We start from the raw sequence: 17,338 nt of genomic DNA on the forward strand, positions 1-17,338 counted from the left end.
CGTTGTTTGTCAAAGAAGGTCTCAGAGTGGGTGAGGATCACTCGGTACTCACCTCCAAGGGCAGTAGTCCTGCTTTCATACGCAGTGATTCCCAAGAAGCGCTCTTCGTCAACGCTTATGTAGTCGCTTCTTGGTATGGCGAGAAGGTCTTTGTGCTGTGTTGGGGGAAGAGAGCCCACAAAGTGCAGTGGACTCTCGTGGATGAGGGACTGATTTGACAATGAGTCCTGACCAGCGTCATAGACCATAGTGAGATCATGAGAGTTGCCAGCCACCTTCCCAAAGCCCACAAGGAGGTCTTTCACCATGATGGGGAACTGACTCACGTCAGAAGGGTTGCCGGGATAGGCATGACAGAGCAGCGGGATCCCTCCGTCGGTACTCACAATGAGCCCAAGTCCAATCAACCTCAGGTCGACACGCTTTTGCTTGGCGTGTCCACGTTGAGCAATGGGTGCTTTGGTGTTGGCGGAATCAATGTACGTAGCGAAGTTCGTCATATCTAACACGAGACCCAAGAGATCGACCCCAAAACTCTCAATGATGACTCCGGTGACCCGCTCTTCAATCTCTTTCATCTGCTTCGGTGTGAGCTGATCCATTGCATCCCAGAACCGACGGTGATCAAGGGCCTTCGCCTTGACAGTACAGAGTCGATCAACAACCGTTCGCTCTGCCCACTGTGCAAAGCCCAACTTCGACGTTGGAGCTACAACACGATTGAGCACTGCCAGGGAAATATAGGTACCCACCGATGCACCAGCATCGCTTCGTCGAGCACCGACGACCTCATCGACAATGTCAGCAATACCGAGTTTCTCAATCACACTGCAGGTAGTGGCAACATCTCCAAAGCCAAGGTGACGAGAGTGCTTGGGATCTCCAGCTGATCCACCTTCAACTAAAGCTGTAACCTCGTCGGCACTACCGAGATAGCGTTGTGAAACAATACGGGGTTTTTCATCGACACGGGCTGACTCGGTGAGGTAGTAATAGGTCTTTTTGCCTTGCTTCTTGCCAACCAAAGATGCCATATATAGGTACCACCACAGATGGACAAACTTCGCGAATCTGTGACCAGCACAAACGCGCTGGTCACAGCGTTATTTAGAAATACTTTTGTAACACTGCAGATTTCCAAAATGTAGCTAGCCAGGAAACTCCCGCTAGACGGCAGCGCGTGCGCTCCGGTGCCCGGCGAATGTTCTACCGTGAACCAGAGTGATATCGTTCTTCCTATATCAGGTGAACTCTTCAAATGATCCCGTACTCAAAGAGGTGGTCCACGAAGGCAACTTAGGCTATCAAAAGCTTACGTCTGCAGTACCGACTGCATCAATGGCAGAGAGTAAGCTGCAGCCTTGGGTTGGACTATTCACTTGGCACGGACTCACCACCAAGACGCCTTAATCGCGGGCAGTCAGTGGTCTAAGCCTGAGTGGAAACGTACTGACCATCTACGGGAAAACGGTCCCACGCAACGCCAGTTCCCCTCTCCCTTACGCAAGCGGTAAAGGACTCGTAACCACGCAATATGTCTTTCGATGGGACAGCAACGTCTTTCGTTTCGTAAAAAGTACCGCTGGACTTACAACCACTAGCCTTTATCCCTAGCTCCTTAGAAGTATCCTCAACACTCCGTACCCTTGCAGTCGGAGTTGTTGCTCGCCGAACCGCTTCTCCCTATCCTGACACCTCGGTCAAACACCAAGGTAGGGAGAAAGGTTCAACGGACGGTGCCAGCACTCAACTGAACCTCTCCAAGACTACAGTCTAACACTTTACATAAATAAGTGAAAGAGAACCCTGATAGGCTACCTCATCGACTGCACTAAAAGGGAGCGCCGTGGTTTTTACGTAAAGACGCTCCCCAACATGGGACGTGACTACGACCTTCTCTTTGGAGCTGTCAACCTTGGCTATTGTACAAAGATCGCTAGTGATCCATCAATACCTACCAACGAAGTATCCTCGGGATCATCCCTGGTCGATGGGGATAGCTCGAGGGACCGATTTGAGTCTTTTGACAGTAAGGTCGTGGTCAGAGCGACTAAAGGAGACGATGGTTTCCCTTATCAGAGCTTGAAGTAGAACTCACACATCTGCTCCTCGTGAGATCGACACTTTGACATCCAATAGTCGGCGTCAAAACATACAGCCTTGATTGGTATATCCTATACTCATATGATCACCTTCCGAGAAGCGATTGAGTCCGGCGCATCACCCGATGAGCTTAGGTCGATACCCGTTCCTGAGACCTATAGAGCCGCCTTTGTGCGCAAGGACGAGGTGCACATGTTTGACGGTCTTTCGACATACGAGAAAGACCCGACCAAGTCGCTGCACGTGGAGGAGGTTCCCGTACCCGAGATGGCGCCTGATGAGGTCCTCGTAGCGGTCATGGCATCGTCCATCAACTACAACACGGTCTGGACCTCTATCTTTGAGCCACTCCCCACGTTTTCGTTCCTAGAGAGACTCGGTAAGAGCAGTTCCTATTGGAATCGTCGTCACGATCTGCCATATCACGTGCTCGGATCTGATGGTTCTGGTGTAATCGTGAGAGTAGGTTCCGCTGTTCGCAACTGGAAGATCGGAGATAAGGTCGTCATTCACTGCAACTACGTTGACGATCAAGATCCAACGGGTCACGACGACTCGATGCTCTCTTACGACCAAAAGATTTGGGGATTCGAGTCCAACTTTGGAGGGTTGGCAGACCTTACGTTGGTAAAAGCAAACCAGCTGATGCCTAAACCGGCTCACCTCAGCTGGGAGGAGGCTGCATGTAACGCTTTGTGCAACTCGACCTCCTACCGCATGCTGGTATCAAAAAATGGTGCCGCTATGAAACAAGGGCAAAGGGTACTGATCTGGGGAGCAACTGGGGGTATCGGCGGTTACGCCGTCCAGTACGCTCTAAATGGCGGCGCAATCCCCGTGGGTGTCGTTTCGTCTGAGGACAAGGTAGAACTGCTTCACGAGCTGGGATGTCAAGCAGTGATCAACCGACGCGAAAAGAACTACCGTTTCTGGAAGGATGAGCACACCCAAGACGAGGCCGAGTGGAGGCGACTCGGCAAGGACATACGCTCTCTAATCGGCGATGATCCAGACATCGTCTTTGAACATCCCGGGCGCCAGACCTTTGGTGCGTCAGTCTTTGTGGCCAAGAGAGGGGGACTCATCATGACCTGTGCAGCCACGACCGGGTACATGATCGAGTACGACAATCGACACCTTTGGATGAAACTCAAGACAATCAAGTCCTCGCATTTTGCAAACTACCGAGAAGCCTGGGACGCCAACAAGCTCATATGCGAGGGCAAGATCCAGCCAATACTTTCGGCTACATACACCTTAGAACAGGTCGGAGAAGCTACCAAGCTCGTCCATCAGAACAAACATGAAGGAAAAGTGGGCATACTCTGTTTAGCTTCTGCTCCCAACTTAGGCATCGACGATCCAGAGTTCCGGGAGAAGATCGGCGAAGATAAGGTAACTCTTTTTGCTCGCCATGGTCAAAAGATCGCCTCACCGAGTGTGAATAAAACTAAGTAGGAGAAACGAGTTATGAAACCACAAGAGATCGATCATATCGCAATTGCGGTGAGGGATCTAGACTCCGCCCTAGAGCTCTACACCAAGATCCTTGGTGGCGAGATTGAACACAGAGAGTTTGTGCAGTCAGACGGCATCGAAGAGGTGCTGTTAAGGGTCTCCGACACCTACATACAGCTTCTCTGCCCTACCACCACCACATCGCCGGTAGCGAAATACATCGATAAGCACGGAGAAGGTCTACACCATATAGGTCTGCGAGTCGATGACTGCGCTCAGGCTCTCGCAGATTCCCTTGAGGCTGGCGCAACGGGCATCGACGCAAAGCCTCGGCCAGGGTCACGCAACACGCTGGTGGCCTTCTTACATCCAAAGTCAACCCATGGAGTGCTCATCGAGCTTGTACAGCCTCCCAACTCTGACATCGCCTCAGATTAACACTTAGACGGCGTCTCCAATAAGGTCGGTTCGATCTTCTTTTCGCCAAGACCCAGTCAAGGATGAGATTTATGGGAGAGCATATATCGGTCACTTGGAGGCTTGAGAGATGACGGTGACTACCCATGCCCTTTCTCTAGATAATCAGCCGGTCTTGACTAAACAGCCACCAAGCAAAGTGGGGCACAACTTAGGAGTCGTGAAGCTGGACGTAAGAGATAGCTAACCGATGGACGGATAAAACTTATCTCTCGCCACCAATAAGTACCCGCCTTCCTACTAAAGCCCTTCCCAAGGTGAGTTCATCGGCGTACTCGAGATCGCCCCCGACGGGTAGACCGCTGGCCAGACGTGACACAGTGATTCCGCTATCCGCTAGGAGTCTTGCAAGGTACAAAGCAGTCGCTTCACCTTCTAAGTTAGGGTTAGTGCACACTATCACTTCGTTAATCCCAGAGTTCCCTGAAAGCCTTTTCAGGAGTTCCCTAACCCTAATCTTGTCAGGACCAATGCCGTCGATAGGGTTCAACACGCCTCCAAGTACGTGGTAAAGTCCTCTATACTCCTTGGTCTTTTCAATCGCAATAACATCTCTGGGTTCCTCTACTAAACAGATCACCGAACGGTCTCGATCTTTATCACTACAGATGCCGCACAGTCGGCTTTCCGAGAGGTTGAAGCAGCTCTCACAGAAGCTAACCTTCTCCTTGCACTCAACAATTGCGTCTGCGAGTCGCAGCGCACGTTCTTTATCGGACTTCAATATATAAAAGGCTATTCTTTGGGCTGACTTAGGACCTATGCCAGGCAGTCGTGCTAACTCATCGATTAGCGTCTGCACAGAGGGGGTATACATCTATATCGGTTACTCCTGCTCTGATCTCGTTTCAAGATGTGAATTGGGAAACACCTTCAAGACGTTGGCTACGGCGGGATCGGTTATCTCAGCCTCCCTTGCGGAACGGAACTCCTCGTACATCTCTGAATCCTCAGGAACCGACTCCAAGTCTTCATCATCTACCCCTTTGGATCCGCTTTGGTCTATCGCCATAGAGAGTTCCAACGTTTTGAGTCCATAGAAGTCAGCGATCACTGTTTGAATCTCTGCTTTTACCTCTAGCGCCCTTTTGAGATACATGTCATTGGGAAACAGAACCCTAACCTTCCCGTCGATGACGTCCGCAAAACGTGCAGTTTGAAATCGAGTCTTCAGTCGGGCAGGGAGCTTATCGTTTATCGAGTTGCCCCAGTCAAATACAAGGCGATCTTTGGACGGGAAATTTGGAGACTTAGAAGCTTCGTCCGAGTTCGGCTCTGTCTTGTCAACACCGTCTTTCGATGAAGATCCAGCTGCGGCAACTATCTCTACTGACCTACCACCACCTTCGATCTCAGGATCTCTCTTGGATGCTCCGGTAAGACCCTTTTTGACCCCGGCGATGGAGTCGCTGCGAGAGGGAACCTTAGGTCCAGCCCATGATGTATCGGTCGTTACAGACGATGGCCTCTCTGTCTTTGAGGACTCTATCTGTACACGCACATCTCTTTCAACGGATCTAGCGTTGGAGGGATCTTTGGAGGCCGATACCGCCCCAGAGACAAGGCCCCTAAGGCTCGCAACCTCTCGTTCAAGGTCAGCTACCTTGTTGGCCAGATCCGTTAGAGTCCTCTTCAGATCTGGGTCGTTAGATCTTTGTGCATTTGAACCATCTCCAACAGAAGCTAACGAAGGGTCTGCAACGCTTAGCACGGCAACCTCTAACACAGCCAAAGGGTCGATACCGTCTTTCATCGTGAGCATTGTTCTGCCTAAGTGTTCCATCACCTTTGTGATAAGAGACATCGGAGGCGGTTCCCCATCTAACTCAGCAAGAAGTTTGGACCCTCCCAGAGCTCCCAGACGATCTAAGAAGGCTTCTCGAAACAGCGACACGACCCCCTGCGCGATCTCTATGGGCTCCATTCCTCCTTGAGATAAACGCTCTACACCTAGAACAGCCGCTTGGCTATCTGCTACACAGATGCGCTTAGACAGCTCAACTAGCTCTTCTTCCTCGTTATCTCTGGGTACTCCGCCAAGAGCTAGAGCTTGGTCAAGGTAGGAGAGAGTATCGCGAGCCGACCCCCGACCTTTTTTCCTTGCCCATTCGAGCATCTCAGGTGTTGCCGCCAACTCCCCTTTGGAAGCGATCTCGTTTAGGAGTCTCTCAGTGTTGTCAGTCTCAAGGAGGTGAAACTCAAAGTGCTGAGTTCGGGATCTAATAGTCTGAAGAACCTTGTTTGCCGAGGTCGTGGCCAATACAAACACCACATGGAAAGGGGGTTCCTCCAGTGTCTTCAAAAGAGCGTTGGAGGCTGCGGTGGAGAGCATGTGGACCTCGTCGATTATATAGACCTTCCAGTTCCCATAGCTTGCTGTAGCTACCGTACCTATCAGAGACCTAATAGCATCAACACCAGAGTTGGATGCGGCGTCAAGCTCTTCGACGTCATAAGATCTCCCCTCTCGAATGAGAACGCACGACTGACACTCATCGCATGGTTCGCCATCTAGGGGACTTGAACAGTTGAGAGCTTTTGCCAAGATACGTGCCGTAGACGTCTTACCTGTTCCCCTGGGTCCGGAGAACAGATAGGCATGCGCCACCTTCTGCGTGGCAACCGCATTTCTTAGGGCCTTGGTGATGTGATCTTGCCCTAACACCTCCGCAAAACGTTGCGGACGATACTTTCTATAAAGAGACTGATACTCGTCGAGGGAGGTCACATATAAAGGATAGTTTGTAGCGGTCAGCCCTCTATCGGAGAAACAGGTTGATCATTTAGGCATGATTTCTACAAGATCAGTAGATTCCTACGCCGGTTGTGGGGTCGAAAAAGTGGAGATGCTCGAGATCCACCTCAAGTCTTAGCCTGTCGCCTGTCTTTACCGACACCGACGGCTCGATTCGCGCAACCCCTTCTCCACCTTGGGTCAAGATCTCCTCCTCGTCGTCCTGAACGTCTTCAAGCCTTACTACGGTGGCGTCCAATCCAAAGTGAACCATAAGCTCTGACCCTAGGGCCTCCACAAGGCTAACCTGTACGTCCAGAGCACGAGAACGGGGTACGTCTGATGACACCGCCTTTAGTCCCTCTGGGCGAATACCAACGGTCACCTCTTTGTTGGCGTAGCTAGCAAGCGAGGGGTGGGCGATGTGGACGTTGTCACTAAGTTCTAGAGTCTGAGATCCTATCTTTAGATTCCGCCCTCCCTCCATGAGTTGGCCCTTGTAAAGGTTCATCGCCGGAGAACCTATGAAAGCTCCCACAAACTGATTGACCGGAAAGTCGTATAGGTTTTGAGGAGTATCGCACTGCTGCAGACGTCCGTCTTTTAGAACTGCAACTCTATCCCCCATCGTCATGGCCTCGATCTGATCGTGAGTAACGTAGATCGTCGCAACTCCAAGGCGTTGCTGGATGCGCCGCACCTCAGCGCGCATCTTCACACGTAGCTTTGCGTCTAAGTTGGACAACGGCTCATCCATTAAAAACACCGAGGGCTCTCGCACAATCGCTCTTCCCATCGCCACCCGCTGTCTTTGTCCACCTGAGAGCTGCTTGGGCTTTCGATCAAGCCACTCTGTTAGGCCGAGGATCTCCGCAGCCTCTTCAACCTTTTTTCGTATCTCCGCCTTGGGCATCTTGCGTAGCTTAAGTGCAAATCCAATGTTTTCCGCAACGGTCATATGGGGGTATAGCGCATAGTTCTGAAAGACCATCGCAATGTCTCGGTCCTTGGGCTCAACATCGTTGACGACGCGCTCTCCTATACGAAGCTCTCCGTCGGATATGTCCTCCAAACCCGCCACCATCCTAAGCACTGTCGTCTTACCGCATCCCGACGGACCCACCAGAACCATAAACTCACCCTCTTGAATATTGAGAGTGAGGTCGTGGACGGCGTGGTAGCCGTTCGGATATACCTTGTTTATGCCATTGAGCCCTACAGTAGCCATGTCCCTTGACCTTTCACCTTTACCCCCCAACTCTCACAAGCAACCACTCATCGCCATCACCGGCGAAAGACAACGGCCTCCTTCGGCCCCACCTCAAAGAGGTCTGAATCGCCTAAGGACCCAACGGCGCCATACCTTGAGGAGACTGCCTCCTTGTACGGTGGTAGCGGAGCTTCATAGGATTCGTCCTCAGCAAAGTTAGCCACAACGTAGAGATCGCCACATCTGTATCTCCAGAGCTTTTCGGTAACCTCAAGGCTCTCGAACCTCGAAAGAGTATCTCTAACTGAACATCTCAGACGAATCAGCCGCTTAGTAAGGGTCAGGGCTGAAGATTCATCGAGACTTTGAGACTGAACGTCCCTTCCGTCATCTGGACCAAAAGGAAGCCAAGGTGTCGTCCCGGGATCACAAAATCCCCTACCGTCCCCAGATCTCCAGGGCATTGGAGTCCTGGCTCGGTCTCGCTGGAATCGTGCCATAGGTATGAGCTTTGTCATTGGATCTCGTTGCAGCTCAATTGGAACGTCTACGTCTCTCATCCCTATCTCGTCTCCATAGTACAAAAACACCGTTCCTGGAAGCGTCAATAGGATTGTCAGTGCAACCTTGGTCTTATCGTCATCGTCATGAGCCCATCTAGTTGGAAAACGAGAGATATCGTGGTTTGAACCTGTCCACACCGGGCTTGCAGTATCGGGAAGCACCGACAAGGTACTTTGAACGATCTCCGACAGCGACTTGGGATCAAACTCCGTAAATACAAACATGAAGTTAAAGGCAAGATTCAGTTCGTCACCGTCCCCATAAAACCTTGCTAACCTGCCGATATCACCGACCCAGGTCTCTCCCACAAGTAGACGATTTGGTCGATACGCATCGGCTATCTTTCGCCATCTCTTGTAGAGGGGATGAACCTCATCTCGATTCTTGGAGTAAGTCTCGACAAGTCCAAAGTGAGAAAACTGCCTTGACATCTCCGGGGCAGGTGGGTCATCTCTTAGCAGTTTGTCTTTAAATATCCCATGAGCCACATCAATTCGAAATCCAGCCACCCCCCGGTCGAACCAAAAGCGTAAGATGTGCTCAAACTCCCGTTGAACATCCTCATTCCACCAGTTCAAATCGGGTTGAGAGGGAAGAAAGTTATGGAGGTAGTACTCTCCAGATCGTTCATCCAAGGTCCAAGCCGACGCACCGGTAGCGTCTTTCCAGTTGTTTGGCGGCGACCCGTCTTGTTTGCCCTTGGCAAAGACGTAGTACCTGCGAAACGGGGACTCCGGCTTCTCGATAGCCTTGATAAACCATGGATGGCTAGAGGAGGTGTGGTTTGGAACGAGATCGAGGAGCACTCTAACTCCTTTTTCTGAGCATCGCTCGATGAACTCATCTAGATCATCAATGGTTCCGTAGTCAGGATGGACACCGAGGTAGTCCGCTACGTCGTATCCCCAATCATCATTTGGGGAAGGCATGGTCGGAGACAACCATACTCCGTCGACTCCCAGATCTGAAAGGTAGTCGATCTTTCCCATCGCACCTTTGAGATCTCCAAAACCATCTCCGTTGCTATCCACAAATGACCTTAGATATATGTGGTATAGAACCCCATTTTCCCACCACGGCCTGATCCTATCGACGTCTTGCATCATTGTCCTAACTATCTCTTGTCTACTTCTTATCATGTTGCTCACCCACCCAAAACCTAGATCAGCCCTTGACAGCTCCGGAGGTGAGACCCGATACAACAAATCTTCTAAAGACAAACACGAGCACTCCAATTGGCACTACAGCTACCACGCTAGCGGCAAAGATGGTTCCGTAGGGGACGACATTGGGAGAGCCAAACAGCGCAATACCGACCGGAATCGTTCTGTAGCTATTCGAGTTATCCAGGGTTAGAGCCATAAGGAACTCGGTCCAACAAGCTGTGAAGGTAAACACACCAGCTGTAAAGATCCCCGGTAAGGCCTGAGGAAGAATGACCGACCAGAAGGTCCGGACAGGTGATGCACCATCTATCCGACTGGTCTCTTCCATCTCTTTTGGAATCCCAAGAAAGTAGTTGCGCATGATCCAAATTGCAAAGGGGAGATTAAAGGCTATATAGGGTACGATCAAAGCCTGATATGACCCAAGCCAGCCGATCTGATGCATAAGCAGATAGAGCGGAGAGACTACTGCGATCTCCGGGAACACTGAGATTATAAGAAGGGTCACCAAAAGTGGTGACTTCCCTCTCATTGGAAGCCGACCCAAGGCGTATCCTGCAAGAGAACCAATCGCCAACACCAGCATCGTGGACACCACGGTAACGATGACTGAGTTGAGAAAGTACCTGCCGAACCCGTAATGTACAAAGGCCGAGTGGTAGTTCGCAAAACTTATCGGGTTTGGGAAGTACTGAGGTGGCTGTGCTCCCACGTTTACAGGTGTCTTAAAGCTCGATGCGATGAGCCAGTAGATCGGAAGAAGAACAAACAACACGATCACCACTACCGCCACATTGAGCCCATTGACCCACTTCCGCCAGCCAACTCTTCGTTGGTATCTCACTGCACCTCCTCCCTTCCAACTTGAGTTTTGAACACTCTAAGGAACAAGAGACACCCCAAAATCACAAGAAGGGTTGCACTAACGGCAACTGCGGCTCCAGGACCGTAGTCGATATTTTGAAACATCACCTTGTAACTCAAGATGGCGAGGGACGTGGTGGCCGTTCCTGGACCGCCTCCAGTCAGCACAAAGGGAAGGTCGAAAACCCCAAATGCCTGCAGAACACGAAAGAGAACCGCTATAGCAATGGTTGGTCTTAGAAGTGGAAGGGTTATCTTCCAAAATATCGTCCAGTTCGACGCTCCGTCGCAAGAAGCAGCCTCATATACGTCAGATGGAAGCATGACCAGACCTGCTATGACGATAACAGCAACAAAGGGAGTGGTCTTCCAGATATCGGCCACCATCATCGAGATAATCGCAGAGGTTGGACTACCCAAAAAGACCGGTGCACCAAGACCAATGGATTGAAAGATCGCCTGGAGAACACCGTAGGTCCCTTCGTAGATATATTGCCAAAGCTCTGCCGAGATCACCGTAATTATCGACCACGGAAGAAGCAGAAGCGCCATCATCATTCCTCTAGCCTTGGTAAGCCTCTCGAGAACCAGGGCTATCATCGTGCCTAACACCACCTCGACAGCCACGGTTACAACCGTGTAAAAGACAGTAAAGACTAGAGCATACCTCCACGTTGAGGAGTGAATTAATTGGCTGTAGTTCGAGAAGGTGAATCCCTGAAGTGCAAAGCCGTTTCCGGTAACGTTTACGTTCGAGAGGCTAAGAGCCACAGAGAAACCGATCGGAAATATAGTTACAAGTCCGATAAATACAAGTGCCGGAGTGGAAAACATCCACCCGATTCGAGCTTGCCGAAGAGAGTGCACATCTCGATGCCCTCTTTTATCCATGACTTTAACCACAGAGTCAACACCTGTTACCGCCGCCACTTACCCCTCCAACATCAACGGGTCGATCGAATCACCTCTAGAAGTCTCGCACAGATTCAAAGTGGGCGTTTCGCGACGACCGTCCATCGCAAGAGCCGTCGCGAAACAAAACCACTTTAGGAGATGCCCTTACAGTCCGCCAGAAAGCGCTGTCTGAGCCTGGCTCTGTGCTGCCTTTAGAGCTGCACTTACCGACATCGATCCGCTTAGGGCAGCGTTGACGTTTGTGTATATGGCATTACTTAGCTGCGGATAATTTGGCGTTCCAGCAGGACGGGGGACCAGGTTCGTCTCTGCGGCTACTTTGAGAGGCGGCGGCGTTGACGACGAAGACGCCAATTCCTGACGTACCGATTCCACAGTTGGGATCTCCGAGTAGGTCTTACCAAGGATCATCTGAGCCTCGGTCGAAGACATCCACTTAATAAAGGTCAGGTCCGCTGCGATGTTCTTTGAGTGTGGGTTTATGTAAAGGTTCCACCCTCCGATGTTTGAGTAGCCCGGATAGCTCTGTCCTGCAAAGGTTGGCAGCGGAGCCACGCCCACATCGCCAACCACCTTTGAGTTCGCTGGCGTCTGTGAGTTTGCCCAAGCGTAGTCCCAGTTGCGCAGAAATGCAGCGTTGCCTGCGTCAAAGACAGCCATCGCTTGGGGCTCTTGGAACGTGGTGACGGCCTGGGGTGATGCTCCTGAAGTGATCAAGGATCTCATGAAAGAAACCGCTTTGATAGCTTGGGGCGAGTCTAACTCTGCCTTGGTGTAGCCAGAGTTCACAACCTTGCCTCCAGCAGAGGTCAGATACTCCATAAAGTCACATGTAAGACCTTCGTAGGAGTCTCCTTCCCAGACAAAGCCGTATTTGACGTATCCGTCTTTCTCTAAGGTCAGTGACTCACTTTCCAGCTGCTGCCAGGTCTTGGGCACAGGTAGATGCGCCTTTGCTAACAGATCTTTACGATAGTACAAAAAGCCCTGGTCCTCAAAGAGTGGCGATCCATATACCTGACCCTTATAACTTGCACCAGAGACAAGACCAGGAGCGAACTTGGCAAAGTAACTAGAGGGTAGGTACTTAGACAAAGGAACCGCTAGACTATGCGCTCCAAACTGGGCTGGCCATATCACATCACCCATAAAGACATCAGGTGTCGTCGATCCACCCGAGATCTCCGTAACGAGCTGCGATCGGTTCGTATCTGTATTGGTTGGCGCACTCTCCAAGGTGACATGAATCTTGGGGTAAGCCTTCTCGAAGTGGCTTATCAGGTTGGCTCTAATGCCAACCTGTGCGATCGGGCTAGCCCACCACGTAATGTTTCCTGACGTAGCAGAACCCGCAGGCTGGGACGAACCTTGCGACGACGTTCCCTGCGACGATGAAGTAGACCCACAGGCCGCCAGCACCAACGCTGAAGTGGCCACGGCCAAAGTCACAGTTCTCGTTCTTCTCAATGAGAACCTCTTCTTGGATGAATCTATCTTTTTCATTTTTCACTTTCCTTCCTAGCTAACTACCTATCCACGAAACGATCTACACATACGCTGACAGTTGACGCTGCAACCCCGTACCCATCGGCCCAACGGCCGACCGAATCGTCGTAGCACGAGCATGAAGCTCCAATCTGAGCACCTTTTTTACTTGCTCCACCTCCCGTCCCTCTAACTGACACAAAAGACGCTGCGCACCCTCCACTCCGCTTTCAAAAAGGGGTTGTGCGATGGTCGAGAGGTTGAAAATTGACGCAACCTCTAAATTGTCAAAACCAATGACTGCAAGATCATCTGGAACCTTCAGACCATTCGCCTGAGCGGATCTAAGGACCCCTAGGGCCTGAGTATCGGAAGCAGCAAATATAGCCGTTGGAGGGTTTCCAAGACGAAGAAGGTCATCAGCCATCTCTTTAGCGGTAGTTGCGCCGTGTGGCCCAAGACGGATTAGTTCCCTATCAAGCGATCGCCCAAAGCTAACCAGCGCGTCCTCTAGCCCGGTGAGCCGTTTGTAGCTCGAGGCAAAGCCAAGGCCACTTAGATCCTCATCTCCGATGAATCCAATACGTCGATGCCCTAGACCAATTAGGTGCATACCAGCTAATGCACCTCCCACTCGGTCGTCCACGACAACATGCGGTACGTCTTCACCTGCTGTATCAATCAAAGAGAGCTGAACGCCGTTGGCCCTAAAGCTTGCGATGTGCTCACGGGAGAGAGGTATCGAGATCACGATAACGCCGACCGAGGCGTGTCTGTCCATAAGATACTCAAGGTGCCTGTCTCTTTGAGAGAGAGAGGCAACGCTGTATAGGGTGGTTCCATAACCACTTTTATCCAGAACTTCGATGACTCCCTCAAGACGGGACACAACCGACGGCCTAGTGATAAAGGGCACGAGAACTGCGATCATATCCTGTCGACCTTTTGATAGACCACTCGCTAGGCGACTCGGATGGTATCCCAACTCTTCGATTGCAGCCTCTACACGAGCACGCGTAGTCGGGCTGACTCGGGGACTGGAGTTTAGAACCCTTGAAACCGTCGCCACCCCGACGCCGGCAGCCCTTGCGACATCGAAGATGCTAACTCGCTGACGCTCCATCTCCGCCCCTCTTGCCAAACTCGCAAACTAGATGAGTGAGCTGTGGAAGCGCTTCCACAGCTTGAACACAATGTTACAGATGGATGAACTTTCAGTCAAGTACATCTTTTGAAAACTTCATCGAAGTCTAAGTAAAGTCTCAGATTCCAGATCGTTGTCGGTTGGATCACATTCCCTCACCGGCTACGACGAAATCTAGACGCAACTGACCCATCACTATCTATAGTTCGCGCCACTTGGCTGGCGGTTGAAGGGCCGCTTGGAATGATCGAACTAAGAGATACGGAAGATCTTTGATAAGCCGAGACGAACTTCCAGTTCCAAAGGTTTGTTTCTAGAGCCGCTAGTCACAGGTGATAGAGGTTGCCGACATCACCTTGGTGCCGCTAACATTACAGATGTGTGGCGGTCGTTCAACAAGACTTACTCCTTGATCTTCGCTGGTGGAGCTATCGGAACCGTAATCAGATACCTACTTAGCGGGATGCACCCAATAGCTTCCTTGCCGATCGGCATATTATTGGCCAACATGATAGGATCACTGATCCTAGGCGGCGTGGTCACTTACATCGAGGAGTTTAGTCCTTTAGGCGCTCAAAGGATTAGGGCAACACTTGGCACAGGACTCTGCGGCGGACTCACCACCTTCTCTTCACTATGTGCTGGGACTATCGCCTTGGCGCAGAGCCACAGCGACTTTCTGGCACTACTTTATGCAACACTGACCTTGTTTTTTGGTCTGGCTGCCTTTACCTCAAGTGTTGTATCTGTTCGCCTAATAAGCTCGCAGAGGAAAGGATCCTAGGTGCTAGAAGCTTTCAATCTAACCAAAGGGCTCCAATTGGTGATCTATCTCAATCAGTCCGACACCATAAGGAAAAGACCCGCCGCTGAAGCTATCGTCAAGAAGGCTATGGAGCTCTCTTTCATGGGCGCATCTGTCTTCAGGGCTGTTGAAGGATACGGATCTTCCCATCGGCTAGAGATAGGGCATCTTCTGTCGCTCGAGGACGACAGAGGCGAGATGGTCGTCTTGGTAGATGGCGAGCAGTCGAAAACAGATGAGTTTCTAACATGGCTAAGAGACGAACTACCAGGAACTTTCCTAACGATCTCCGAGATCCACCACACAAGACTTTCATAGTGATGACAGACGTGCTACGGGCAGTACTTATCGGAGCCTTCGGTGGCACAGGAGCAGTATCGAGGTACATGCTGGACCGTTTCGTTCAGACGAGAACCTCCTCCTACTTCCCCTTTGGCACCTTGACCGTGAACCTAATTGGGGCAGCAGCCTTAGGAGCTGTGGATGCCTTGGGGTCGATCTCGGAGCTATCAAAACTCATCGCTTCAGTGCTTGGTGTAGGATTTCTCGGAGGATTTACGACCTTTTCGACTCTCATCTACGAGTCCTTTGCGATGCTTACCCAAAGAGGAACACGCCTGTCAGGTTTTGCAAATCTAGCAGGGAGCATAGCTCTAGGACTCACCGCCTACTTAGCCGTATTCGAGCTTGTTCGACGAGCCTAAGAGTCGATGACCCGGACTGTCGGGAATATAAATGCGGAGGAGGTGGGATTCGAACCCACGGTGAGTCTCCCCACACGCGATTTCCAATCGCGCCGATTCGGCCACTCTCGCACCCCTCCGGATTTGAATGACTATCATAGTAGGTAGAAAAGCGTTTTGGCGCAGCAGCTGGACCCTGCGCGGCGCAGCCTCGTGAACCGAGTCAGGGCCGGAAGGCAGCAGCTCTCAGCGAGAAGCTGTGGGTGCCGCAGTAAGTCTGGCTGTTGCGCCAAGACGCAGTGTTTGGTGCAATCTACCTAAGGATCACTTAGCTATGTGAGGTGAAGACGCTCCGTCGTCCTTGGGCAGATACTCCTGTGAGTTATATTACACTTAGTAGTCAATTTCCCTGAGAGAGGTTAGAGTAGGTGGCGAGACCGAAAACTCCCTTGTTGAACAAGGAGAAAATAGCGGAGGCTGCACTCAAGGTAATCGAGGAGCAAGGCGAGCAAGCCTACACCCTTGGGAACGTCGCTAGAGAGCTTAATGTCAAGACATCTTCTCTATACAACCATATTCGCTCAAAGGACGAGCTAACGGAGCTGGTCAGAGCGGTGGTAACAAAGCCGATCGACTCTAGCGTCTTTGACAGCCTCCCGTGGGATCAAGCCCTCATCGAGTGGGCTCGCTCATACATTCAAGCCTTTGCAGCCCATCCAAACACCATAAAGCTCTTAGCCACCAAGCCCGTGTCTGCACCCGTGGCTCTTTACATGTATGAAGGTGTAGTTCGAGGATTTTTAGAGGCAGGCTGGCCTTTAGAGCTTACAGCCACAAGAATAACCGCCGTTGAGTCTTTTCTTTTGGGATCTGCTATTGACATGGTGGCTCCAGAGATCATGATAGACACGAACGGACTAGACGACAACGTTCCGCTACTCAAAAAGTCGATCGAACTCAATCCGACCAAGAGCTTGCGCGCCAAGACGGCCTTTGAGATCGGAATCTCTGCTTTGGCTAACGGCCTGAAGAAGGAGCTGGAAGAGATAAGGGCGAGGTCTTGCTAAGTTCAAAGCACACATCCCACCTCGAGATCACATCCAATGTCAAAGATCTAACGGCTAAAGAACGCCACCATCTCACTGTTAGAAAAGTAAGTTGGTGCGGGGTGAGAATTTGACCGATAAAGACCGCCTCTTTATGGAGGTCGCCCTTGAAGAAGCTGACCTTGCTGTTATCCATGGAGACGTTCCAATCGGAGCGGTATGCGTGTACGAGAACGAAGTGATATCTCGACGCCACAACGAAAAGGAGTTACAAAGAGATCCGCTGGCGCATGCAGAGTATCTTGCTATCTCCGACGCCATAAAGGCTTTGGGTACCATGTATCTAAGTGAAGTGACTCTTTACAGTACTTTAGAGCCATGTCCAATGTGTGCTGGAGCCTTAGTTCTAGCTAGGTGCGATCGTTTAGTTTTTGGAGCATTTGATCCCAAAGCCGGTGCGGCTTCAACTTTGTATAACCTATGCTGTGACCCACGGCTAAACTTTGAAGTTGAGGTGACGTCAGGGGTTCTTGAGCAAAGCTGTGCTGAGAAGCTTTCGACTTTCTTCCTCAAACTCCGTTCGAGCTAGATACTGGAGGGATGCGAGAGTGGCCGAATCGGGCGGTCTCGAAAACCGCTGTACCCGCAAGGGTACCGTGGGTTCAAATCCCACTCCCTCCGCAA

Annotated in this window: 16 protein-coding genes, 2 tRNA genes and 1 other RNA gene; 9 read left to right on the forward strand and 10 right to left on the reverse strand. The window is 51.2% G+C overall.

Going from position 1 to position 17,338, the window contains the following annotated elements; all coding sequences use genetic code 11:
- Window positions 1-1,034, reverse strand: a 1,034-nt coding sequence (locus tag BUA24_RS05625) for an IS1634 family transposase (RefSeq protein WP_143146414.1), incomplete at its 3' end; no start/stop codon positions are given.
- A gap of 1,150 nt (window positions 1,035-2,184) precedes the next feature.
- Here BUA24_RS05625 and ccrA point away from each other — a divergent pair.
- The gene (gene ccrA, locus BUA24_RS05635) at window positions 2,185-3,561 is read left to right on the forward strand and encodes a crotonyl-CoA carboxylase/reductase (protein WP_072789801.1); all 1,377 of its coding nucleotides are present in this window, start codon (window positions 2,185-2,187) and stop codon (window positions 3,559-3,561) included.
- 12 nt (window positions 3,562-3,573) lie between these two features.
- A complete protein-coding gene (gene mce / locus BUA24_RS05640) occupies window positions 3,574-3,999 on the forward strand; it encodes a methylmalonyl-CoA epimerase (protein ID WP_072789804.1) in 426 nt (141 codons plus the stop codon).
- Window positions 4,000-4,243: 244 nt separating this feature from the next.
- Here the strand turns inward: mce and recR are convergent, their stop codons facing one another.
- The 8 genes from recR to BUA24_RS05680 all read right to left on the reverse strand — a co-directional run bounded on the left by recR (window position 4,244) and on the right by BUA24_RS05680 (window position 14,117).
- Window positions 4,244-4,855, reverse strand: a complete 612-nt coding sequence (gene recR, locus BUA24_RS05645; RefSeq protein ID WP_072789807.1) for a recombination mediator RecR — start codon at window positions 4,853-4,855, stop codon at window positions 4,244-4,246.
- 9 nt (window positions 4,856-4,864) lie between these two features.
- Window positions 4,865-6,766: a DNA polymerase III subunit gamma/tau gene (gene dnaX, locus BUA24_RS05650; RefSeq protein ID WP_072789810.1), complete on the reverse strand. Its 1,902-nt coding sequence runs from the start codon at window positions 6,764-6,766 to the stop codon at window positions 4,865-4,867.
- A gap of 76 nt (window positions 6,767-6,842) precedes the next feature.
- The gene (locus tag BUA24_RS05655; protein WP_072789814.1) at window positions 6,843-8,000 is read right to left on the reverse strand and encodes an ABC transporter ATP-binding protein; all 1,158 of its coding nucleotides are present in this window, start codon (window positions 7,998-8,000) and stop codon (window positions 6,843-6,845) included.
- Window positions 8,001-8,056: 56 nt separating this feature from the next.
- A complete protein-coding gene (locus BUA24_RS05660; protein WP_143146415.1) occupies window positions 8,057-9,685 on the reverse strand; it encodes an alpha-amylase family glycosyl hydrolase in 1,629 nt (542 codons plus the stop codon).
- Window positions 9,686-9,710: 25 nt separating this feature from the next.
- Complete coding sequence (locus BUA24_RS05665; RefSeq protein WP_084660234.1) at window positions 9,711-10,556, reverse strand: carbohydrate ABC transporter permease; 846 nt, start codon at window positions 10,554-10,556, stop codon at window positions 9,711-9,713.
- Window positions 10,553-11,506 carry a carbohydrate ABC transporter permease gene (locus tag BUA24_RS05670; RefSeq protein ID WP_245790315.1) on the reverse strand — a complete coding sequence of 318 codons (954 nt, stop codon included), beginning with the start codon at window positions 11,504-11,506 and terminating at the stop codon, window positions 10,553-10,555. The genes BUA24_RS05665 and BUA24_RS05670 overlap by 4 nt, the downstream gene beginning before the upstream one ends.
- Window positions 11,507-11,635: 129 nt before the next feature.
- The gene (locus BUA24_RS05675) at window positions 11,636-12,994 is read right to left on the reverse strand and encodes an ABC transporter substrate-binding protein (RefSeq protein WP_072789819.1); all 1,359 of its coding nucleotides are present in this window, start codon (window positions 12,992-12,994) and stop codon (window positions 11,636-11,638) included.
- A 43-nt stretch (window positions 12,995-13,037) separates the two neighbouring features.
- The gene (locus tag BUA24_RS05680) at window positions 13,038-14,117 is read right to left on the reverse strand and encodes a LacI family DNA-binding transcriptional regulator (RefSeq protein ID WP_143146416.1); all 1,080 of its coding nucleotides are present in this window, start codon (window positions 14,115-14,117) and stop codon (window positions 13,038-13,040) included.
- Between the two features lie 310 nt (window positions 14,118-14,427).
- On the opposite strand from BUA24_RS05680, the gene BUA24_RS05685 reads away from it, so the two are divergent.
- The 3 genes from BUA24_RS05685 to BUA24_RS05695 are packed head-to-tail and all read left to right on the forward strand — an operon-like array spanning window position 14,428 to window position 15,629.
- A complete protein-coding gene (locus tag BUA24_RS05685; protein WP_072789825.1) occupies window positions 14,428-14,904 on the forward strand; it encodes a fluoride efflux transporter FluC in 477 nt (158 codons plus the stop codon).
- Window positions 14,905-15,243: a DUF190 domain-containing protein gene (locus BUA24_RS05690; protein ID WP_072789827.1), complete on the forward strand. Its 339-nt coding sequence runs from the start codon at window positions 14,905-14,907 to the stop codon at window positions 15,241-15,243.
- Between the two features lie 2 nt (window positions 15,244-15,245).
- Window positions 15,246-15,629 carry a fluoride efflux transporter FluC gene (locus tag BUA24_RS05695; protein ID WP_072789830.1) on the forward strand — a complete coding sequence of 128 codons (384 nt, stop codon included), beginning with the start codon at window positions 15,246-15,248 and terminating at the stop codon, window positions 15,627-15,629.
- A 34-nt stretch (window positions 15,630-15,663) separates the two neighbouring features.
- Here the strand turns inward: BUA24_RS05695 and BUA24_RS05700 are convergent.
- Window positions 15,664-15,748 (reverse strand) — tRNA-Ser (locus BUA24_RS05700).
- Window positions 15,749-15,795: 47 nt separating this feature from the next.
- On the opposite strand from BUA24_RS05700, the gene ffs reads away from it, so the two are divergent.
- From ffs to BUA24_RS12465, 4 genes are all read left to right on the forward strand, one after another.
- Window positions 15,796-15,894: signal recognition particle sRNA small type (gene ffs / locus BUA24_RS05705), an RNA gene on the forward strand.
- 142 nt (window positions 15,895-16,036) lie between these two features.
- Complete coding sequence (locus BUA24_RS05710) at window positions 16,037-16,675, forward strand: TetR/AcrR family transcriptional regulator (protein WP_072789833.1); 639 nt, start codon at window positions 16,037-16,039, stop codon at window positions 16,673-16,675.
- Window positions 16,676-16,784: 109 nt separating this feature from the next.
- Window positions 16,785-17,243: a nucleoside deaminase gene (locus tag BUA24_RS05715; RefSeq protein WP_143146417.1), complete on the forward strand. Its 459-nt coding sequence runs from the start codon at window positions 16,785-16,787 to the stop codon at window positions 17,241-17,243.
- 5 nt (window positions 17,244-17,248) lie between these two features.
- Window positions 17,249-17,335, forward strand: a tRNA-Ser gene (locus BUA24_RS12465).
- Window positions 17,336-17,338 lie beyond the last annotated feature (3 nt).

Source organism: Ferrithrix thermotolerans DSM 19514 (assembly GCF_900128965.1).
GTDB classification, from domain to species: domain Bacteria; phylum Actinomycetota; class Acidimicrobiia; order Acidimicrobiales; family Acidimicrobiaceae; genus Ferrithrix; species Ferrithrix thermotolerans.